Source organism: Aliivibrio salmonicida LFI1238 (genome assembly GCF_000196495.1).
GTDB lineage: Bacteria > Pseudomonadota > Gammaproteobacteria > Enterobacterales > Vibrionaceae > Aliivibrio > Aliivibrio salmonicida.
On the sequence record NC_011312.1, the window covers coordinates 1,290,703 to 1,312,210 of the forward strand.

General features: G+C 39.6%; 21 protein-coding genes. 15 read left to right on the forward strand and 6 right to left on the reverse strand.

Annotated features, from left to right (window positions below):
• Positions 1–44: 44 nt before the first annotated feature.
• Genes VSAL_RS06435 through VSAL_RS06445 form a run of 3 tightly spaced genes read left to right on the forward strand, consistent with a single transcriptional unit; the run spans position 45 to position 3,025 of the window.
• On the forward strand, positions 45–1,352 hold the full coding sequence (locus VSAL_RS06435) for an IS4 family transposase (RefSeq protein WP_012549425.1): 1,308 nt from the start codon (positions 45–47) through the stop codon (positions 1,350–1,352).
• Complete coding sequence (locus VSAL_RS06440; protein WP_044583221.1) at positions 1,353–2,411, forward strand: type VI secretion IcmF C-terminal domain-containing protein; 1,059 nt, start codon at positions 1,353–1,355, stop codon at positions 2,409–2,411.
• Positions 2,408–3,025: a protein kinase domain-containing protein gene (locus tag VSAL_RS06445; RefSeq protein ID WP_012549924.1), complete on the forward strand. Its 618-nt coding sequence runs from the start codon at positions 2,408–2,410 to the stop codon at positions 3,023–3,025. The genes VSAL_RS06440 and VSAL_RS06445 overlap by 4 nt, the downstream gene beginning before the upstream one ends.
• A 153-nt stretch (positions 3,026–3,178) precedes the next feature.
• Here VSAL_RS06445 and VSAL_RS06450 read toward each other — a convergent pair whose 3' ends face one another.
• Positions 3,179–3,814, reverse strand: coding sequence for a LysE family translocator (locus VSAL_RS06450; RefSeq protein ID WP_012549925.1), 636 nt, complete (start codon positions 3,812–3,814; stop codon positions 3,179–3,181).
• 213 nt (positions 3,815–4,027) lie between these two features.
• Between VSAL_RS06450 and VSAL_RS06455 the strand changes: the two genes are divergently transcribed.
• From VSAL_RS06455 to VSAL_RS06465, 3 genes are all read left to right on the forward strand, one after another.
• Positions 4,028–4,864: an AraC family transcriptional regulator gene (locus tag VSAL_RS06455; RefSeq protein ID WP_012549926.1), complete on the forward strand. Its 837-nt coding sequence runs from the start codon at positions 4,028–4,030 to the stop codon at positions 4,862–4,864.
• Positions 4,865–4,936: 72 nt separating this feature from the next.
• Positions 4,937–5,650, forward strand: a complete 714-nt coding sequence (locus VSAL_RS06460; protein ID WP_012549927.1) for an AzlC family ABC transporter permease — start codon at positions 4,937–4,939, stop codon at positions 5,648–5,650.
• A complete protein-coding gene (locus VSAL_RS06465; RefSeq protein WP_012549928.1) occupies positions 5,647–5,967 on the forward strand; it encodes an AzlD domain-containing protein in 321 nt (106 codons plus the stop codon). The genes VSAL_RS06460 and VSAL_RS06465 overlap by 4 nt, the downstream gene beginning before the upstream one ends.
• A 2-nt stretch (positions 5,968–5,969) precedes the next feature.
• Here VSAL_RS06465 and VSAL_RS06470 read toward each other — a convergent pair whose 3' ends face one another.
• Positions 5,970–6,584 carry a fumarylacetoacetate hydrolase family protein gene (locus tag VSAL_RS06470; RefSeq protein WP_012549929.1) on the reverse strand — a complete coding sequence of 205 codons (615 nt, stop codon included), beginning with the start codon at positions 6,582–6,584 and terminating at the stop codon, positions 5,970–5,972.
• Positions 6,585–6,795: 211 nt separating this feature from the next.
• Here VSAL_RS06470 and VSAL_RS06475 point away from each other — a divergent pair, with 211 nt between their 5' ends.
• On the forward strand, positions 6,796–7,632 hold the full coding sequence (locus tag VSAL_RS06475; protein WP_012549930.1) for a helix-turn-helix domain-containing protein: 837 nt from the start codon (positions 6,796–6,798) through the stop codon (positions 7,630–7,632).
• Positions 7,633–7,703: 71 nt separating this feature from the next.
• On the opposite strand, the gene VSAL_RS06480 is transcribed toward VSAL_RS06475, so the two are convergent.
• On the reverse strand, positions 7,704–8,516 hold the full coding sequence (locus tag VSAL_RS06480) for a GNAT family N-acetyltransferase (protein ID WP_012549931.1): 813 nt from the start codon (positions 8,514–8,516) through the stop codon (positions 7,704–7,706).
• Positions 8,517–8,794: 278 nt separating this feature from the next.
• On the opposite strand from VSAL_RS06480, the gene pepT reads away from it, so the two are divergent.
• Both pepT and dcuC read left to right on the forward strand, forming a co-directional pair.
• Entirely contained in the window at positions 8,795–10,024 is a 1,230-nt protein-coding gene (gene pepT, locus VSAL_RS06485; RefSeq protein ID WP_012549932.1) for a peptidase T, read from the forward strand.
• A 2-nt stretch (positions 10,025–10,026) separates the two neighbouring features.
• Positions 10,027–11,391: a C4-dicarboxylate transporter DcuC gene (gene dcuC, locus VSAL_RS06490; RefSeq protein WP_012549933.1), complete on the forward strand. Its 1,365-nt coding sequence runs from the start codon at positions 10,027–10,029 to the stop codon at positions 11,389–11,391.
• 116 nt (positions 11,392–11,507) lie between these two features.
• Here the strand turns inward: dcuC and VSAL_RS06495 are convergent, their stop codons facing one another.
• Complete coding sequence (locus tag VSAL_RS06495; protein WP_012549934.1) at positions 11,508–12,764, reverse strand: adenylosuccinate synthetase; 1,257 nt, start codon at positions 12,762–12,764, stop codon at positions 11,508–11,510.
• A gap of 135 nt (positions 12,765–12,899) precedes the next feature.
• Here VSAL_RS06495 and VSAL_RS06500 point away from each other — a divergent pair, with 135 nt between their 5' ends.
• From VSAL_RS06500 to VSAL_RS06510, 3 genes are all read left to right on the forward strand, one after another.
• Entirely contained in the window at positions 12,900–13,790 is an 891-nt protein-coding gene (locus VSAL_RS06500; protein WP_044583222.1) for a LysR family transcriptional regulator, read from the forward strand.
• 276 nt (positions 13,791–14,066) lie between these two features.
• Positions 14,067–15,461, forward strand: coding sequence for a glutamate decarboxylase (locus VSAL_RS06505; RefSeq protein WP_012549936.1), 1,395 nt, complete (start codon positions 14,067–14,069; stop codon positions 15,459–15,461).
• 96 nt (positions 15,462–15,557) lie between these two features.
• A complete protein-coding gene (locus tag VSAL_RS06510; RefSeq protein ID WP_012549937.1) occupies positions 15,558–17,435 on the forward strand; it encodes an aspartate:alanine exchanger family transporter in 1,878 nt (625 codons plus the stop codon).
• Positions 17,436–17,497: 62 nt separating this feature from the next.
• Here the strand turns inward: VSAL_RS06510 and VSAL_RS06515 are convergent, their stop codons facing one another.
• Positions 17,498–18,400 (reverse strand): LysR family transcriptional regulator, encoded by a 903-nt coding sequence (locus VSAL_RS06515; RefSeq protein ID WP_012549938.1) that lies wholly within the window; start codon positions 18,398–18,400, stop codon positions 17,498–17,500.
• A 147-nt stretch (positions 18,401–18,547) separates the two neighbouring features.
• Here VSAL_RS06515 and VSAL_RS06520 point away from each other — a divergent pair, with 147 nt between their 5' ends.
• From VSAL_RS06520 to VSAL_RS06530, 3 genes are all read left to right on the forward strand, one after another.
• Positions 18,548–19,399 carry a pirin family protein gene (locus tag VSAL_RS06520; protein ID WP_012549939.1) on the forward strand — a complete coding sequence of 284 codons (852 nt, stop codon included), beginning with the start codon at positions 18,548–18,550 and terminating at the stop codon, positions 19,397–19,399.
• Between the two features lie 62 nt (positions 19,400–19,461).
• The gene (locus VSAL_RS06525; protein WP_012549940.1) at positions 19,462–20,433 is read left to right on the forward strand and encodes a glutathione S-transferase family protein; all 972 of its coding nucleotides are present in this window, start codon (positions 19,462–19,464) and stop codon (positions 20,431–20,433) included.
• A gap of 183 nt (positions 20,434–20,616) precedes the next feature.
• Positions 20,617–21,138, forward strand: coding sequence for an Hcp family type VI secretion system effector (locus VSAL_RS06530; RefSeq protein WP_012549941.1), 522 nt, complete (start codon positions 20,617–20,619; stop codon positions 21,136–21,138).
• Between the two features lie 107 nt (positions 21,139–21,245).
• On the opposite strand, the gene VSAL_RS06535 is transcribed toward VSAL_RS06530, so the two are convergent.
• Complete coding sequence (locus tag VSAL_RS06535; RefSeq protein ID WP_012549942.1) at positions 21,246–21,458, reverse strand: hypothetical protein; 213 nt, start codon at positions 21,456–21,458, stop codon at positions 21,246–21,248.
• Positions 21,459–21,508: the final 50 nt, after the last annotated feature.

Consider the following 21,508-nt stretch of genomic DNA (forward strand, 5'->3'; position numbering starts at 1 on the left):
TAGATGTCAAAATCCAAGTGTATTTTATGCACTTGGATTTTTTTATGGATGTTTCTCAAGCTCTAAACATAATCAATGACTGGAAACCTAGCAACGTAGAGACTCTCGCTGATTTACTTCCAATCCATCTGATTGATGAGGCTTATTCTCTCACTGATACGGTGACGATGAGGAAGCGAAAGCTTACTCTTGAATCAATGGTATGGTTACTTGTTGGTATGGCTATCTATAACAATAAATCCATGAAGGATTTAGTTAATCAGCTTGATATTGTAGACCGTACAGGTAAAGCTTTTGTCGCTCCTAGTGCCCTTACTCAGCGCCGAAAAAATCTAGGTGAAGCAGCAATGAAAGCAGTCTTTGAGCGAATGACAAGTTCCTGGCTTAAGAGTGCTAATCTTCCTAAATGGAATGGACTAACTCTCTTAGGCGTTGATGGTGTTGTATGGAGAGCACCTGATAACCAGAAAAATGAAGAGGCTTTTTCTCGCCAAAAAGGAACTCAATATCCACAGGTAAGAATGGTTTGCCAAATGGAGCTAAGCAGTCATCTTATTACAGCGAGCGCTTTCGATAATTACAATACAAATGAAATGATATTGGCAGAGAAGTTAATAGATAGTACACCTGACCATAGCGTAACTATGTTCGATAAGGGGTTCTATTCATTAGGATTACTACATAAATGGCAGATGACAGGCTCAGAGCGTCACTGGCTTATTCCCCTTAAAAAAAATACTCAATATGAAATAATTCGATCGCTAGGTCGTAATGACAAACTTGTTATTCTTCGGAGTAACCCAAGAGCAAGAAAACTGTTTTCTAATTTACCTGAAACGATGACTGCTCGTCTCGTGACTCGAAAAATTAAAGGAAAAGATTATCAAGTTCTGACGTCAATGATTGACCCATTACGTTACCCATTGAAAGATATAGTCGGTCTTTATGAGCATCGTTGGGAAATAGAATTGGGTTACCGAGAGCAGAAACAATACATGTTAGGAAATCGCTTAACACTACGAAGCCGTCTGCCTGAATTAGTGAAACAAGAACTATGGGGTATCTTGTTGACTTATAATTTAATTCGCTACCAAATGGTAGAGCTTTGCTTTAATTTAAAAGGAAATTATCTCCCTTATCAATTGAGTTTTAATGGGACACTTGCTCATGTATCTGCATTATTAGTTGGTTTACCATACTCAACGCCAGGAGCGATCCCTCGACAATTAAAAGGCTTCCACCAGATGGCTGAAAGCTTAATACTTGATAGGCGAAGGGAAAGAACATTCCCTCGAATGGTAAAACCAAGACCTCAACGATATGCCAGAAACAAGAATGCCATTCACCCTTAAGTGAACGGCATTAGTGCTGTAGGGGGGGAATTATTACATTTACAACCATCTTATGTTGTCAATGAAGCCTTTGTTGGATATGGCAATTATGTTAATGGGAATAAAAAAGCAGGAACGGTTATTCCACTTGATAGCTTAATCCAAGAGTTTGACTCTTTGAATACCTATTTTGATGCAGCGTTATCGAGCTCAGAACCAAGTAAAATGATGCATGAATATGCTTTAGCTCACGCAGCGGGTAGTCAAGACGCGATTGTTCAATTCCAACGTCAAGGAGCAAAAGCCCCTAATCAAGTTGCAGTATGGACAAAAGATGTATCACAAAAAGCGTGGAGCGAGGTTATTAATGGTAGCGTTGGTTATTTAAATCAACAATGGAACGAGCAAATATATCAATTTTATGGCTCAGCAATTGAAGGACGTTTCCCATTTACATTAAATGGCCGTGGTGAAGTTTCTCTGAATGATTTTGCTCAATTTTTTAAACCTCAAGGACGAGTCGATAAATTTATTGATGAACAATTAAAGCCTTTTGTTTATTGGAATAATGGAACGTTGAAGCGTAAAACGATTGATGGTTTGACATTGCCTATTAGTAACAAGGCTTTGGCTCAATTGCGCCAATCACATAAGTTAACTCAAACTTTCTTTGGAACAGCTGGACAAGAATTAGCTTTACGATTTGCAGTTCGTCCTAGTTCTATGAGCACAACAGTAACCGAGTTCCAAATTCGTGAATCAGAAAGCATCTTTAGCTATCGTCACGGACCAAGAATATGGACAGATCTTAACTGGCCAACAACGGGAGTTGACGGTTATCTTTCAACTAATTTTTATCAAGGTAAAAATCGTATCGTAACTCGTTCATATACTGGTCAATGGGCACTATTTAGAGCTCTATTTGATGGACATTCAAGTGCGACATCAGATCGTTTGATCCACAAGCTAAATTACAAAGTTGAAAACAATAGTATTGCTCTTGATTACACCTTGAGAGATAGCAATCATAGCTTTAGTAAATCATTGTTTACTTCTTTTGCATTACCAAGACAGTTATGAGTTCAAAAGAGTTCTTTACTTATAAGTCTTTTTTTCATTGTTTTTTATTAGACGGTGAGAATTGGGATTTATCTAAGATAGGAAAGCATTATATTAATTCAAAAGACATGGAAAGAGAGTGGGAAGCTGTGAATGAATGCGCAGGGCTTTATGTTCAAAAGCCACTAAGTTTGGATGTAATGAATAGTGTTATTTATTTTGAGTATGATTCAACAGCAAAACCATTAAGTTCCTTTGATAAGAACAATGCAAAACAGTTTTTATGGATATTACCTAAGATCATTAGAGCAATAAAACATTGTCATGATAAAGGTTGGGTACATGGGGATATTAAGCCATCGAATATCTTGTTTATCCCGGCTCTTACTTCTATTCGATTAATTGATTTTGGTGCAAGTTACCGTATAGGAACTTCTCGCAAAACACTTTCATGCTGGCAAGCAACCCCATCGTTTGCAAGTCCTTCTCAATTACAAGGAAAAGGATTAGTAAAAAAAGAGGATGATTGGTACGCATTAACGAAGATAATTGATCAATTAATAGATATAGAAATTGAACCAAGGATTCAAAAAAAAGCGATGTATATTAGAAATGTACTTATGAATTGGGTGTAAATAATAATTTTACAAGTGCTAAAAACGTATTTTACGATGGCTTTTAATTCTACGGTACGAAAAGAGTGGTTATCTTTGTATACTTTATGGAAGTCCCTGCAATAGAGAGCCGAAATGAAAAAAGCCAGTAATCAGTTACTGGCTTTTTCATTATTACGCGATGAAGAACGTGCTCAGCATCCATAAGGCGAGAATAATAAATATTCCTCCCATGAATTTGTGTTGATACGTTCTAAATTTTATGTTGTTAATTAGTGATTTACCAAGGCTACCGACTAAAGCAACCAAAAGTAAATTGAATAGCAGGCCAAGTACATTCAGTAATAAGCCAAGTGCTAGCATTTGCTCACCAGATGTTGCGGCAATATTCGTTGAAACAAACTGTGGTAAAAACATCACAAAGAAAACCAATGCTTTAGGGTTCAGTAAATTACTGACTAAAGCTCGTTGGTAAAACGTGGTCGCCATTTTTGAACTATCAGCAAGTTCTGGTGCTTCATCAGCCTGAGCCCGAATGCAATCCCAACCCATTTTTAATAAATATATGCCACCTAATAGATGCAGAGCTTTCAATGCGAGCGGGCTCATTGCAATTAAGGTTGAAACGCCTAAAGCGGCAAGCAGCGTTAAGATGATGCCAGATGTAGCATTCCCCAAGCTAGCAAATAAGCCAACCTTACGGCCATAGCTCATGCTTGAGCTTGCAATTAATAACATGTCTGGGCCCGGCAGTAATAAAAGGGCAATTACTGCAGTCAAATAAACTGGAAGAATAGATATATCAATCATTATTTTATTTTGAATTATAAATTAAGAGGCGAATTTTATAGTAGTAAGAAGGCAAGATCCATGATTAAAAAGTCGCTGAATAATATAAGCGCGATATATTAAAAAATATAGTTTTTATTGTTAATAAAATTGAATGTTCGATAATGCGCAATTTTGTACAAAAGAAATGGGAGGGCTTACTATATACTTCAATAAATAGGGATAAATGTGTTTATGATGAATGATGAGAAAGTAAAAAAGGAAATAGCACACTACCAAGTAGCAGAAGAGCTTGGTGGGCTTGAAATATTAAATGCTGATTATGAAAAGCAGACTTTCTCACGTCACAGTCATGAAGGATATACGATTGGTGTCATTGAACGTGGTGCTCAACATTTCTATCGCACTGGTGGTAATCATACCGCACCGCAAGACAGTATTATCTTAATTAATGCGGATGATATACATAGCGGTCATTCTGCTACTGATGGAGGGTGGGGCTATAAGGCGATGTATCCTTTGCCAGAACAATTAGAAAGTTTAAGCAGAGAGTTGAGCTACGGGCAAGTTGGCGCGCCATATTTTCCAGAGCCTGTGGTTTATGATTCAGAACTAGCGAACCAGTTGAGGCTGGTGTTCACCATGTTGGATCAATCGGATAACCGTTTATTAAGAGAAACCTTAGTCTATGGTGTTTTGGTTAAACTCATGTGTAAGCACAGTAAAGCGCGTTATACCGATGTAACGATTTCAAAAGCTCAAAAGCCATTGTATTTAATTAAAGAATTTTTAGACGACTTCCCTCAAGCGGATATCTCTCTTGAAGATTTATCACAGCTTAGTAATCTGAGTGCTTATCATCTAGTTAGATCGTTTCAAAAGACATTTGGTCTTCCTCCACACAGCTATCAAATTCAGTCTCGTTTACGAATGGCACGTAAACTTCTTAAGCAAGGGCATTCCTTGTCTGATACTGCACAAGAAACGGGATTTTATGATCAAAGCCATTTACACCGTCATTTTAAAAAAGCGATGGGGATAACCCCAGGGCAATACCTCAAACTGTTTTAGCAAGTTTGTACAATCTTAGGTAAAGGAATACAGCTCTAATATAGGCTGATTTGATTTAATAAAGAGTAGTTTATGGATATAAATACCGCCGTACAACCTTGTTCTAATTCTCGTCTTTTTTGGCAAGGCACATTCGCTATGATCCCTCTTAGTATTGCAGTATTACCATGGGGGTTATTAGCAGGATCATTCGCGATAGATGTTGGATTAACGCCTTTTGAAGGCCAAGCGCTTTCGGCTATATTATTCGCAGGATCAGCACAGCTCGTTGCCATGGGGATGATCAAAGCAGGCGCAGGGCTAACAACCATGTTGCTGACAACTTTTTTTATTACCTCGCGTCATTTTTTATATAGAGTCTCGATGAGAGATAAAATCAGCCCTTTACCGCTTCGTTGGCGTTTGTCGTTGGGCTTTCTGCTGACGGACGAATTATTTGCGGTGTGTGGGCATCAATCTAAAAAACAGTTTAATCGGTGGTATGCATTAGGGGCTGGGTTCAGTTTTTATTTCTTTTGGAATGTTGCTACGTTGGCTGGAATTATTGCAAGCAGTTATCTTCCCTCATTAAATGAATTGGGGTTAGAGTTTGCTGTTGTCGCTACCTTTATCGCGATTGTCGTACCTACCATAAAAAACATACCAGTATTGGTCTCGGTGTTGAGTGCGTTAGTACTTTCTGTCGTATTAAATTATTTCTCAGTAGAAGGGAGTTTGATGATAGCAAGCATTGGTGGCATGTGTTTAGGGTATTTAACGGAAACCCTAAGAGGGGGTAGGTCATGATATTTTTATCGATCTTAGCCATGACGACATTGGTGTTTTTAAGCCGCTATTTATTTTTAGAACCTAAACTCCCACTGCGACTTAATGCTCAAACGCAACGGTTATTAAGTTATTCTAGTCCGGCGGTGTTAACCGCTATTTGGGCTCCAATTGTGTTTATGCCAAACAATGAGTTGTCTCTATCTGGTTCTAATCCGTACTTATGGGCCGCATTAATTGCGGCAGTAATCGCATGGAAAACTAAGAATGTATTATTGACGACCATTGTAAGCATGGTGGTGTTTCTAGTGCTGAATTTATGGGTATTTATAGGGTAAGGCTACCTTGCGACCCATTCCGTTTCTATTAGGGTTTTATCGCCTGATTTTAAGCGACTAAGAAAAATATCACCGCAGTGGATTTCGCCTACGCCTTGTGGCGTTCCACTCATGATCACATCTCCATCATATAATTGAGTATAACTTTGTAGGTCTGTAAGGATGGCTTCTGGAGAATAAATCATTTGGCTTACGTTGCCGCATTGTACGCGCATGCTATTTATAAACAGTTCAATTTGAAGTGCATTAATATCAATCGTGTCTAAGGGAATAAAGCGACTAAATAGGGCTGAGCCATTGAACGCTTTTGCTCTTTCCCACGGTAATCCTTTCTTTTTTAGATAAGATTGTAACTCACGCTTAGTTAGATCAAGCCCAACAGCCACTGCAGACAGTTGTCCATTCTCGATTAAAAAACAGATTTCAGCTTCATAATGTAATGTTTCTTGGTGAAAAGAAGACAGCGTAGAGCTAATGCAAGAATTGGGTTTATTGAACACGACCATTTGCTCAGGAACCGCATTGTTTAGTTCATTGATATGAGCATGATAATTCCGGCCAACGCATAACAATTTACTTGGTGTAATTCGTTTTTCTCCAATACGAATCGTGTTCATTTTCCTATCCTTGGTAGAAGTGAGGAGGCAGAGTTTACCTGATCTTGTTATGCTTACATTTAATTCTGTCGAGTTTTTGTCCAAAATTAGATCTCTAGCTCAACTATTGACGACATGATATAGCGTTCTGTTGCGATCTATTGTGCTGTTAATGAGATAAGTAAAAGTGAATGCTAGAATAGAGACTCTCTTACTATTTATGGGCCATTGAATGATTAATTGGATTCAGACACCTAAAAACCCAGATGTAGCTAAATACATTGATTGTTATTGGTTTCTAGAAAGAACGGATGATTCAAACAGTAACCCATTTCCAAAATTGAACCCTGAGCCAGCGGGACATTTAATTATTGCAGCCTCTACGCAAGGATATAATTATGATATTGAGTCCGACTTAAAAAAAGGGCAGGGTAGTCATTGGTTGTTTCCTTACAGTAAGACCTTACAAATGGATCACACGAAAGGGTTTTCTATTATTGGGATAAAATTTCAGGTTGGGGCATTGTATTTATTAGGTATTGAGCCAAAACAACCTGTTGTTAATGAGATTGTAGATACAAATATTAGTGATTTTCTGTGCGTAAAAGAGGGAGAGCAAGTGCTCTTATTGCAGCAGGCAAAGAGCGATTCAGAACAATTAAGCCTTCAGCTAGATGATCTTTTTCAGTCTTTATTTACTGCGGTAAAAGAAGATAAGCACTACGTATTAACAAGAAAAGCTATCCCATTATTAGCAACAACCCCGATTGCTAAGTTAGGAGAATTACTTCATTGTTCGCAAAGAACATTAGAACGAAGTTTTTTACGTGTGACGGGTTTTACGTTAAAGCAATGTCAATCAATGAACCGGTTAGAAGCGATGCTTACCTACTTATATCAGCGTGAAGAATACGAGATCAATTGGACGACGGTTGCGCATGAATTTGGCTTTAGCGATCAACCTCACTTGATCCGTTATTTAAAAAGCACTTTGGGCGTAACGCCGAAGGAATACGCAAAGAACAGAGATTTGACCATTGATATTTATGGTGGTATTGAGTCGTTATAAATAGAAATAAAAAAGCTAACCATTAGAGTTGATTGGTTAGCTTTTTTGATGATTAGTGATTAACGCTAAGATTAAAAATCAAACTGAACAATACGGTGTGATGAGGAAAAACCTGCATGAGTAATGGCTTTTTGTGAGGCGATATTCGATTTTTCAGTTGAGCACATGGCCGTTAATCCTTGGCTGTTTGCTAATGCAACTAAGTACCTTAATACTTGTGCACCCAGTCCTTTTCCTCGTTCAGATGTGGCAACAACCATCCCGAGATCCGCATAGTTTGTTTGATGTTCATTAAATAAGCGACGTTCGCCTGCTGCGATAAGTTGAGATCCATTCCAATGGCCAAAGAGTTCTTGGCGACTGATTAAATTTGCATAATAGCCAGATACCCATTCTTCGGGTGCGCCGATGTTTTCTTTTGCAAATTCAACAAACTCAGAGAGTTGATCTAGCGTTGCCACTGCCATGGTAAGGTATGACTCTTGAGGAGTCGTGAGTGCTTTCACTTGTTGATACATGAATCCATTCACTTGCATTTCTTGTTGTTCATCAAGACATAGTGAAAAATAGTGAGATTCAGCCGTACTTGCAAAAGCCCCATTCACTTTACCTGCTGGCGATTCTATTTTGCTAATAACAGAAGTGAAAATATCAGCCGCGTGTACGTAATGACGTTGATTTACATAAAACTGCAATAAGTAACCATCACTGTTGACGCAACAAAAGCCTATCAATTCTTCATTGTTATAAAAACCAAAATGAGTTGCCATTGGAACAAAGCCACAGAGCCACATGCCATCTAATGGTGCTGTTGCTTGATTTATATATTCTGCTTTTAGAGTGCTAAGTTCATTCAGTTCTTCAATTTTTATTACATTAATCATTGTTTCTACCTGTATAGAGAAAGACTAAATGACGCATCAGGCCATCATTTATCTGTTTATTATTTTGAATTATTTCTTAGGAGTAATAGTAGATATAAATGAAAAAAGAAGATTGAATAAAAGCGACAATTTGAGACGACAGAAATAAGGTTCTTAGTACGGTTATTTTTGAAAGCTAAATAACCACTTTTAAATTATGGTTATTGAGATAATAGTCACTTAAAAAAATTTAAAAAATCGTAATATCTTTGTTTTATAAGTAATTTTGGATTAAAACAATGAATGTAGTAGAACGTTTTTTAGGTTACACAAAGATCAATACAACCACAAATCAAGCGAATGGTGCTGCTGGTATCATGCCTTCAAGCGCAGGCCAATATGAATTAGCGTGTTTGGTTAAAAAGCAATTAGAAGAGTTAGGTTGTGTTGATATTGTTCTTCGAGATACCGCCATTCTTACCGCTACGTTACCATCTAACTCTAAAAAACAATTACCAACCGTTGCCTTCTTTGGACACCTTGATACCAGCTCAGAGCGAACTGAAGATACGCATGCAGAAGTGGTTTATTATGAAGGGGGAGATATTCCATTGTCTACCGGTCCAATTCTTTCTCTAAAAGAGCAGCCAGAACTGGCAAATTATGTTGGGCAAGAAATCATAGTGAGTGATGGGCAATCATTACTTGGTGCGGATGATAAAGCGGCGATTGCTGCCATTTTAAATGCGTTGCAGTTTTTCTACGAAAATCCAGAAGTTGAGCATGGAACGGTAAAGGTGGGTTTTGTTCCTGATGAAGAGCAAGGGCTTCTGGGAGCAAATGCATTTGATGTGAATGAGTTTGGTGCTGATTTTGCTTACACATTAGACTGTTGTGGAATTGGTGAGTTTGTTTGTGAAAACTGGAACGCAGGTAATGCGGTGGTGACATTCACAGGGCAATCTGCACATCCGATGAACTCAAAAGGTAATTTGATCAATTCTTTGCTGCTAGCCAATTCATTCATGGCCCAATTCCCCACAAAAGAAACGCCAGAACACACCGAGGGGCGTGAAGGTTATTATTGGATGAAGAAACTTGCAGGAAATTCAGCGAAAACCGTTCTTAATATGGATATTCGAGATTTTACGGAAGAAGGCTATGTATATCGAAAAGCCTTTATTGCCGAACAAGTAAGTATGTTTAATGAAGAGAATAACAATCGAGCCGTTCTTGAAATGAGCGATCGTTATAGCAACGTGCATAACTTTTTAAAAGACTCTACATTGCCAGTTGATTTAGCAATGGCGGCTTATAAAGAAAATGGCATAGAACCAAAAGTGATCCCTATGCGTGGTGGTTACGATGGGGCTGTGCTTTCAGAAAAAGGTTTGCCATGTCCTAACATTTTTACTGGCGCCCATAACTTCCATTCAATATTTGAGTATTTGCCTGTTCCATCACTAATGGCTGCAAGTAACGTGGTTAAGACAATTATTATCAACTTAACAGAGCATGAAGGTATATAAATATGGCTCAGTTAATATTGGTTCTTATTATTGTCGTTATTGCCGCCAGAATGATTCTAAAAGGCTACAAAGCAGAGCCTACCTTACTTATGTCAGGGACTGTTTTAATTTTTGCTACTGGGATATTTGGTTGGGGACCGATGCTTCCAACTTCTGTGGCATCAACCAATTTTTCAGGGTTTGATCCGTTTAAGTATATCCAATTTTTGATGGGATATCGTGCGGGTGCATTAGGTTTGATGATAATGGCGTTAGTCGGTTTTGCTGATTATATGAGTCATATCGGTGCTAACGATGTAGTCGTTCGCTTAGCTACAAAACCATTAAGTCGCATTAAAAACAAAAATATCATGCTGTTCTTTGCTTATTGTATGGCGAGTATTCTTCAACTCGCGATCCCATCCGCAACCGGATTAGGTGTGTTATTAATGGGGACTTTGTATCCCGTAATGTTAGGTTTAGGTCTTTCTCGTGGTAGTGCTGCTGCGGTTATTGCTAGTTCATTGGCGGTAAGTTTTACGCCAACGGGTGTTGATGCTATTCGTGCTAGTGAAGCATTAGGAATGGATTTAATGAGCTACGTTTCTCATTACCAAGCGCCAACATCTATTGCAACAATGGTCGTGATCGGGATTATGCATGTTATCTGGCAAACCCATGTAGATAAAAAACACCCAGAGCAGTTTGAAGAAGCCACATTAGCTGAATCAAAAGAGGGGAGCTCTGCGCCGAGTTACTATGTAATGCTCCCTTTACTTCCTATTATTATGGCTGTGTTTTTTTCAAAATTAGTGGTTTCAACCATTAATATGGATGTGACGACAATAGTATTTGTCTCTATGTTTATCGCCATGCTGTGTGAATGTGTTACGAAAAGAAGCCTAAAGGTTGTGTTTGATGGCTTTGGTGTCTTTTCAAAAGGAATGGGGAGTGCGTTTAGTAGCGTCGTTGTTTTACTCGTGGCAGCTGGTGTTTTTGCGTATGGTATTCAAGCGACGGGTGCTATTGCTAACTTAATCATGCTTGCCGAATCGGTTGGTTTACCAAGTGTTGCTATGACGTTAGTTTTTGCTGTTGTTACCCTATTGGCAGCAGTGATTATGGGGTCAGGAAATGCGCCATTCTTAGCGTTTGTTGAATTAATTCCAACTATCGCAGCAAGCATGGGAGCAAATACCGCAGCGATGTTAATGCCAATGCAACAAGCTTCGGCAATTGGTCGTGGAATGTCTCCGGTGTCGGCGGTTGTTATTGCGTCAGCAACAGGAGCGAAGTTAAGTCCTTTTGATGTAGCCAAGCGCACTTCAGTACCTGTGCTAGTTGGATTTGTATTCCACTTTATTATCGTATATGCATTTTATAGCTAAATTGCGTTTATATATATTTGATATAAAAAAGCCGCACTCCCTAAAATTCTCACAAAATAGGGGAGTGCGGCTTTCTAATTCTTTGTTTGGAAATGTACGTGGTTTATATGACTCGATTAACGAAGGATCATTTGCTCACGTTCAGGACCTACTGACACCATACTTACTGGTACGCCCATTAACTCTTCAATACGTAATACATACGCTTGAGCTGCTTTTGGTAGGCTTTCAAAAGTACGACAGCCAGTGATGTCTTCTTGCCATGCTTCCATGTTTTCATATACAGGGCTTAATGCAGCAGTTTGAGGCCAGATTGGGTTCTCAGTGTGTTCGCCAGCATAAGACGTACAGATTTTAAGATCCGCCATACCACTTAAACAGTCGATTTTTGTTAATGCGATTTCTGTTGCTGCTTGTAGTTCAACACCGTTGCGTGTTGCTACTGCATCAAAGTAACCCATATCACGTGGACGACCTGTTACTGCGCCATATTCATTAGCTGCTTCACGGAAGTTATCTTGCTCTTCCATTGCGGTTACTAATGTACCAGTACCAACAGATGAGCTGAATGACTTAGCAACTGCAATAATACGCTCAGGACGTAACGCTGGTAAGCCACTACCGATACCAGCATAAGCTGCTGTTACGTTTGAAGAAGTAGTCCATGGGTATTCACCGTAAACTAAGTCACGACCCGCGCCTAACTGTGCTTCAAACAATAAGTTTGCATCGTTCTTTTGCATTACTTTTAGAGGCTCAGTCACGTTACAGATGAATTTACGCCAAGGTGCAGTTACTTCTAAAAGCCATTCTGTCATTTCTTCAGCGGTTTGGCTGAAATCACATGTTGGATATAGTGCTTTCAGTTGTGGCATTTTCCAATCAAGCATGAATTGAATACGCTCAAGCAATACTTCAGGCTGCATTAACCAACCAACAAGGATGCCTTTTTTCATTACACGGTCACCGTACGCAGGTGCAATACCTTGACGAGTTGAACCATAAGCGCCATCGCCTAAACGTAATTCTTCAAGAGTATCTTCAAGCGCATGAAGAGGAAGGCAAAGCGTAGCACGGTCAGAAATGTGCATTTTTACTTCAATGCCAGCGGCTTTAACTTCTGCGATTTCTTCGCTTAGTGCTGCAGGGCTAATTACCATGCCAGGGCCAAGAACCGCTGTACAGTCTGGGTTAAAAATACCGCGTGGTAGTTGGTGTAATTTAAACGTACCGAAGTCATTTACCACAGTATGACCGGCGTTATTACCGCCCTGAAAACGAATACTTGCAGATGCATCTGCAGCAAGAAAATCAACGATACGGCCTTTACCTTCATCGCCCCAATTAGCACCAACAACAACAATAGACGGCATAACACAAACTCCTAAATGATTAAGACGCTATGTTAATCCTAATAAATCAATATGAGAAATTAATTATAATTATCGACTTGATAAGAAATCCATATATCATATTGAGTGAAATGCATTCAAAAAAAGAGTATGGGCATGCTTGATCTACATTGGCTTAAAACATTTGTAACGTTAGCCGAATTAAAACACTTTGGTAAAACAGCCACGGCTCTACACATGACGCAACCTAACGTTAGTTTACATATCAAACAGTTAGAAAGAACAACTCGAGTGAAGTTGATTGAAAGAAACCCATTTCATTTAACGGAAGCAGGCGTTCGATTATTAGAAACCAGTCAAAATACATTAATGGAGTTGCAAGTGTGCCAAGCGGATCTCAACGCCATTAATGATTTAAGTCGTGGAACGTTGACGATTGCGGCAAGCGATATTATTTCGCGCTTATTATTGATTGGGCCATTCCAATTATTTAAGCAAGAGTTCCCCGGAATAGATTTTTCTCTGCTTAATACCACCTCTTCACAGGCGTCTGAATTAGTGAAAAGTGCCGAAGCTGATCTTGGATTTGTTATCGCACAAAAAGAGAGTCAACCGCTTCATTTTACTGAACTTCAGCAAATAAAGTGGTGCGCATTGGGGAACCATCTTGAAAAGTGGCAACAAGCGAATTTTGATCCTACTATTGTTTTAGACAGTGAACCTACGCTCATATTATTAGGTCATGATACACGAACACGAGATTTACTTGATTTGGCGTTGCCATCTTTGAATTTGCTTAAGTACCGGATCATGGAGGTGGGCAGTGTTGATGCTCAGATTGATTGGGCTGAGGCAGGGTTTGGTGTTGCCATCGTTCCTGAATTCTCTATTCACCCAAAGCGAAACCTTAAAACGACAGTAACGCTATTACCGAAATTCCCAACAACCAGTTTAGGTTACATTGTTAGACAGAATCAGATTTTATCTAAAGCAATTAAACAGTTACTTAAATGGGTGGATGAAGAAATTATTCGCTCTCAAAAATAGACATTTTTTACTCTCCAGTTTATGTAGCAGGTGTCTTGTTTTTAGGGGGCTGACGTAATGTTCGTGCTACTGAAAATTGATTTTAAAAGCACCTATGTTTTAAAAAATGGGTAGCAAAGTATATTGACATCATCAATCAAAGGGAATAAAAGTGTAACTAAAGATTAATCAGTAAGTAATTGACACTGTTGTTAATTATTTACTCATTAAGGCCGAATCCAATCAATTCGACAGTTTATATTTTATTGTTTGTTTAATTCAATGGAGCTAAAACGTATGCCTCTTCATTCTAAAGATACAGTCAGAGACGATCTTCTTGATGATGTTTATTCATCAACTGACCTTTCCCTATCTATGCCAAAATACAAAATGCCTGAGCACGAACATGATCCTCGTCATGCTTATCAAGTTGTTCATGATGAGCTAATGATGGATGGGAATTCTCGACAGAATTTAGCGACCTTTTGCCAAACTTGGGTTGAAGATGAAGTCCACAAACTAATGGACGAATGCATCGATAAAAACATGATCGATAAGGATGAATATCCTCAAACCGCAGAGCTTGAAGCTCGTTGTGTGCATATGTTAGCTGATTTATGGAACTCTCCAGATGCAGAAAATACGTTAGGTTGTTCTACTACGGGGTCAAGTGAAGCCGCAATGCTCGGCGGAATGGCGCTAAAATGGGCTTGGCGTGAAAAAATGAAAAAACTTGGCAAACCAACAGACAAACCAAATATGATCTGTGGTCCTGTTCAAGTGTGCTGGCATAAATTTGCTCGTTATTGGGATATTGAATTACGTGAGATCCCAATGGAAGGCGATCGTCTAATTATGACGCCTGAAGAAGTGATTAAACGTTGTGATGAAAATACCATCGGTGTAGTTCCAACGTTGGGTGTGACATTTACTTGTCAGTATGAACCAGTAAAAGCAGTGCATGAAGCGTTAGATAAACTACAAGAAGAAACTGGTTTAGATATTCCAATGCACATTGATGCGGCGAGTGGCGGTTTCTTAGCCCCATTCTGTGATCCTGAGTTAGAGTGGGATTTCCGTTTACCTCGTGTGAAATCAATCAATGCGTCAGGCCATAAATTTGGTTTGAGTCCATTAGGTGTGGGTTGGGTAATATGGCGTGATGCATCTGCATTGCACGAAGATCTTATTTTTAACGTGAATTACTTAGGTGGCAACATGCCTACTTTCGCGTTGAACTTCTCTCGCCCTGGCGGCCAAATTGTAGCGCAATACTATAATTTCTTACGTTTAGGTAAAGAAGGGTACCGTAAGATCCACCAAGCGTGTTACGACACGGCGGTGTATCTTTCTGCTGAAATCGAAAAAATGGGCATGTTTGACATTATTTATGATGGTAAAGGTGGTATCCCTGCAATGAGTTGGTCGCTTAAAGAAGGCGTGAACCCTGGGTTTAACTTGTTTGATCTTTCAGACCGAATTCGTTCTCGCGGTTGGCAAATTGCCGCTTATGCAATGCCACCAAAACGTGAAGACTTGGTGATTATGCGTATTTTGGTTCGTCATGGCTTTAGCCGAGATCAAGCTGATCTACTGGTTGCCGATCTGAAACATTGCATCGAGTTTTTCGATAAGCACCCAATCTCCCATGGTAGTGATGAAGTTGAATCTTCAGGCTTTAATCACGGTTAATATTTTTTGGGCCGTTTTTACGGCCCATTTTTTTAATGCGCTTCTATCAATATCAGTAGAAGCCTGCTCCATCTTTATTCTATATGGGAAATAATTATGAATATTGATCAATTGAGTAACGTCTTTCACTGGATGAAGTCTCAACGCCGGACTTTATTACTTACTCTGTCACTTTTTCTCTTCTCTAGTCGCCTTATGGCTGCCGAATCGGTTGAAGCGTTAGCGCAACATGAAGCCTCTGGATTATTTGGTTTTTTGTTTACGTATATCGCCCACAATCCTTTTGTGTTTCTTTTCTTAAGCATTGCCATTGGCTATCCTTTAGGAAAAGTAACGATTAAAGGCATCAACTTAGGTTCAACGGCGGGTACTCTGGTTGTTGGTGTTGGTATCGCGTTAACCGCTTTCTCTGTTTATGGTTTACATATTGATGCGCCGGGTTTGGTGTCTGATATCTTCTTAATGATGTTCATGTACGCTATTGGTATGAAAGTAGGACCACAGTTTTTCTCTGGATTGGCACGAGGAGGAATAGACTTTGTTGTTATTGGTCTTATTGTCGTGTTCAGTAATTTCCTAATTGTTTTCTTTGGTTCTAAATTACTGGATTTAGCACCGGGTTATGCGGCAGGGATTATTTCTGGAAGTTACACTGTAACTGCCGTGATGGGCGTAGCTCAATCTGCCATTAATTTAGGGGCAGTTAAAGCACCTGCAGGAATGACGCTTGATCAAATCAGTGCCAACATAGCCGCGGGTTATGCCATTAGTTATATTCTTTCTAGTGTCTTCATTATTTTACTTATTAAATACCTACCTGCGATGTTTGGTATTGATCCGGTGAAAGCGGGTAAAGATGCTGAAGCCGATTTTGGTGCGGGTGGTGATACAGAAGCATTACCAAGCACGAATGGATTCTCAAATTTAGGGGTTCTTCCTCTAGATATTCGAGCGTACAGAGTTGATCACCAAGAATTAGTTGGACAGAATGTAGAAGCGTTATTTCATCGTTATCCCCATGCTGCGATCCTTAAAGTCGTTCGTGGTGATGAGGTGTTTGATGCGGTAGATAACCCACAACTTCAACTTGGAGATGTCATCGGTATCCGAGGTGACTACCATGTATTAATCGAAGGCGGCGAATCTACGGTTGGTGTTGAAGTTGATGAGCCTAGAGCGCGTAATGTTGATATCGAAGTTGCCGATATTCATTTAGGTAAATCAGCCTACACAAGCAAAACCATCGAAGAAATGAGTAAAGAAGTTGGTTTTGGTATCTACATGAAAGCGGTGTTTAGACAAGGGCATCAGTTACCGATGTTACCTCAAACCGTGGTTGAAGTCGGTGATGTTATTCGTGTCGCTGGTTCTGATTGGTGTGTTAAACAAGCTGCTAAAAAACTGAACAGTAATCCGATTGTTGAGAGTACGCTAACAGAAACATTCTATTTGGCGCTTTCTTTGTTAATTGGTTATGTGTGTGGACACTTAAGTGTGACCTTTAGTGGCATTCCATTTGCATTAGGAACCTCTGCGGGCTGTATGCTTACAGGAATCATCTTTTCGTTCTTGAGAACTCGCAATCCCGCCTTTGGTGGACCAATGAGTGAGGGCGCGCGTAGCTTCTTACAAGATATTGGTTTGAGCTTGTTTGTTGCAGTATTAGCAGCAGCAGTAGGCCCTAAAATATTGGCGTCATTCCAAGGTATTGTAGTGATTAAGATTGCAGGCTTAGGTTTATTGGCAGCGTTACTTCCACCATTGTTGGCTTGGATTTATGGTTTATATTTCCGCAAAATGAACCCTGCGATCCTTGCTGGTGCATGTGCTGGTGCTCGTAATAGTACACCTGCAATGAAAGGCGCTCAGGATGAATGTCAAAGTGATATGCCTGCGGTAGGCTATCCGGTTCCTTATGCGTTAACGTCTATGATAGTACTGGTTTTAGGTTACCTAACCATGGTCTTATACTAAAATAACACAGTTGCAATATTCGGTTCTACGATACGGATATTGCAACTTTCTTTCGCATAAATTTACTTATCCCAATAAGGCTCATTCCCAAAATAAGCACTTAAAAAGTCGATCAATTTACGTACTTTTTGAGGAAGATATCGGGTTTCAGGATAAAGAGCATAAGCGTGTACTGAGTTGAAGTGATAATCGTTCATGATAGGCAGCAACGTTCCCTTCGCAAGCTCCTCCCAAACAATAAAGGTCGGCATAAAAATAATCCCATGCCCAGAGACCGCCATCGCTTTTAAGAAGTCTCCATTATTCGCAATACAATGTGTTTCCATTGGAACCGTCATCGCTTGATTTTTATTATCACGTAATTCAACACCAGATAAAGGCTGTTGACGGTATCTTAATAGCTGATGTGATTTAAGTGCGTCAGGAGTGGATGGATTGCCATGTTCAGCTAAATAAGCAGGACTTGCACATAACACGTGATGAATAGGGGCAATGGCTTTAGCTTGCAGTGTTGAGCTTGTGAGATTACCAATACGAATCGCTAAATCGATACCTTCTTCAACCAAATCGACTTTGCGATCAGAGAAATCAATATCCAGTTTCAATTTAGGGTGTGCTTTTGCAAAATCATCTAAGGCAGGAACCAAATGCATCACACCAAAGGTGAGGGGAACGGCGAGTTTTATGGTGCCATTTAATTCTTGATGAATGGCTGACACATGGCAGTTAAGATCGTTTACTTCCTCAAGTATTAATTTACATTTTATGAAATAAGATTGCCCTGCTTCGGTAAGACTAGAAGTACGAGTCGTTCGATTGATGAGCTTAATACCAAGTTGTTGCTCTAATTCACTCAGTCGTTTACTGACGGCCGATTTCGCCAAATTTAACTGTTCCGCCGCTTTTGTTATTCCTCCTGCTTCTACCACCTTGGTAAAAATGTGCATACTTTCTAGCTGACCCATGACTGCCCCTTATTTATCTATTGTTCTTTATATGAGAACAGTGTTTCCTCAGTATTGCTGTTTATCTACTTTTGTTCAACGACTATTCTTTACACCAAGCGATAGGCATAAGCCTAAAGATAAAAGAATTAAGCGGGAAAATAGAGTATGACAAATAAAAATAGAGCGCTAAAAAATGTGTTTCCAGGGATAGCGACTTCTGATGGTGATGGCGTGAAATTAACGCGAATTATTGGTACGCAACAGTTGAATGTTTTAGATCCATTTTTGCTTTTAGATTGTTTTGAAAGTGATGACGCATCGGATTATATCGGTGGTTTTCCAACCCACCCGCACCGCGGTTTTGAGACCGTGACTTACCTGTTAAATGGGAAAATGCGTCATAAAGATAATGCAGGGCATGAAGGGGTTGTTGAGCCCGGAGGTGTTCAATGGATGAGCGCAGGCAAAGGTGTATTGCATTCTGAAATGCCAGAACAAGAAGAAGGGTTATTGAAAGGTTTTCAATTATGGGTGAATTTGCCTAAGGCTTCAAAAATGATGGCGCCGGCATATCAAGAGTACCCACCAGAATCAACACCAGTAGAGTTAAGAGAGAACGGGACTGAGGTTCGAGTAATTTCCGGTACAACTAATGAAGGCACGACTGGACCAGTAAAGAATACGCACATTACACCGACATATATGGACGTGAAATTGCCAGAAGGAATGACTTTTGAACAAGCCTTACCTATTGGGCACAACGCGTTTATCTACGTAATTGAAGGGGCGGTGACCATGGCGAATGACAGTACCCAGAAGATAACAAAGAAATCTCTTGGTGTGTTTGATGAAGGAGAACAAGTTTCGGTGATGGCGTCTGATTCTGAGACTCGATTCTTATTGATTGCAGGGCGACCATTGAACGAACCGATTGCGCGTGGTGGTCCGTTTGTAATGAATACCAGAGAAGAAGTATTGCAAGCGTTTGATGATTATAGCCAAGGTCGTTTTAACTAACAAACTGACGTCTTTAGTAATTAATACACATTTTTATCTTTAATGAATAGCGAGGAAACAGCATGGGACTTTTAGTTGACGGAAAATGGCACACGGATTGGTACGACACGGCATCAACGGGCGGTAAATTTGAGCGTAAAGCGTCCAGTTTTCGCCATTGGATAACAAAAGACGGCAGGGCTGGCCCATCTGGAGTGTCAGGTTTTAATGCTGAATCTGGGCGTTATCATTTATATGTTTCGCTGGCTTGTCCTTGGGCACACCGCACAGTGATTTACCGTAAGCTAAAAGGGCTTGAAGACATGATTTCGATGTCTGTGGTGAATGCGTTTATGGGAGACGACGGTTGGACATTTGAACCGGGTGAAGGCGTTATTGAAGATACGGTAAATCATGCAACTTATGCGCATGAAATTTACACGAAGGCTGCTCCTGACTATACGGGAAGAGTCACGGTTCCTATTTTATGGGATAAGAAAACCAATACGATCGTGAGTAATGAATCGGCAGAGATCATTCGTATGTTTAATTCTGCTTTTGATGATATTGGTGCCACTGAATTGGATTTTTCTCCTGAGCACTTATTAAATGACATCGATGAGTTGAATGCATTTATATACCCAACGATTAATAATGGGGTGTATCGAGCGGGTTTTGCTACGACTCAGGCAGCGTATGATGATGCGGTTGCCGAAGTATTTGGAGCATTAGAGACGGTAGAACAACGCTTATCGACTCAACGTTACTTAATTGGTGATGAGATCACAGAGGCGGATTGGCGTTTGTTTACGACATTGATTCGCTTTGATGCCGTTTATGTTGGGCATTTTAAATGTAACCTAAAACGCATTGTTGACTACCCGAATATTTGGGGCTATTTACGTGATTTATTTCAACAACCCGGAGTGAGTGAAACGGTTAATATTGACTACATAAAAGCGCATTATTACGGCAGTCATGAAACGATTAACCCAACACTTATTATACCTAAAGGGCCAGCGTTGGATTTCTTTAGCCAACACCACCGTGACTAGGTTTATTTATGTTCAACTTATTGTGAAATGATCCAATTTATTGTTTTTATTTTGTGATTGTAAATTAGTGTTTTTTTAATTTACTGATTTTGTTGGCTATTATTTTTGGCATCTATCTTGCCTTATTACATTCATATCGTGATTAACACGACTCTAATCGAATTTAAAATAAGGAATAAATAGATGCCAACTCCAGCGTATATGTCAATAAAAGGCGAAGTTCAGGGTGACATCACTAAAGATGCGTATTCAGCAGATTCAATAGGGAATACGTGGCAAGAAGCACACATTGATGAGTTTCTTGTTCAAGAACTTGATCATGTATTAACGGTTCCACGTGATCCTCAAAGTGGCCAGCCAACAGGTCAACGAGTTCACCGTCCTGTGATTGTAACTAAACAACAAGACCGCTGTTCTCCATTGTTGTTTAACTCATTAGTTTCAGGTGAAAAATTACCAGAGTGCAGTATCAACTTCTACCGTACGTCTATTTCTGGTAAGCAAGAGCACTATTACACAATCAAATTGATTGATGCACTGCTTGTAGATATGCAAACTCGCATGGCTCATTGTCAAGATGCTGCAACGTCAGATCGTGTAACAGAAGAAGTGCTTAAGTTTACTTACCGTGCAATTGAAGTGACTCACGAAACGTGTGGCACGGCAGGTAATGATGATTGGCGCGCACCACGCGAAGCGGGTTAATCTTAAGAACTAAGACCGATTTTTATTGTTTTTGTAGACTCTTTAATTAGAAAAAGTCTTAAGAAGAGAGTGGAAAGAACGACTGAAATGATAAGCCATATTGACAATTAGCAATATGGTTTTTTTTCTCTTTTTTTCTTGGGTCTTTTTTTATTTAAGACTTTGGTGAGCAGCTCTCTCTGTGGTTCCGAAATAGGGAATCTGTCCATCAATTGGTTTTGAGCGTTTAAGAGTAATGATTTTTCCCATGCTTTAAATATATCAAACTCAAGCAAGATGGCATCGTTAATTTTTATGAACAATTCATAGTCTTTCATCATGTGCCCTCCATTTTTAAGAACCTTAACATAGGTAATTTGTGATTGTAGCT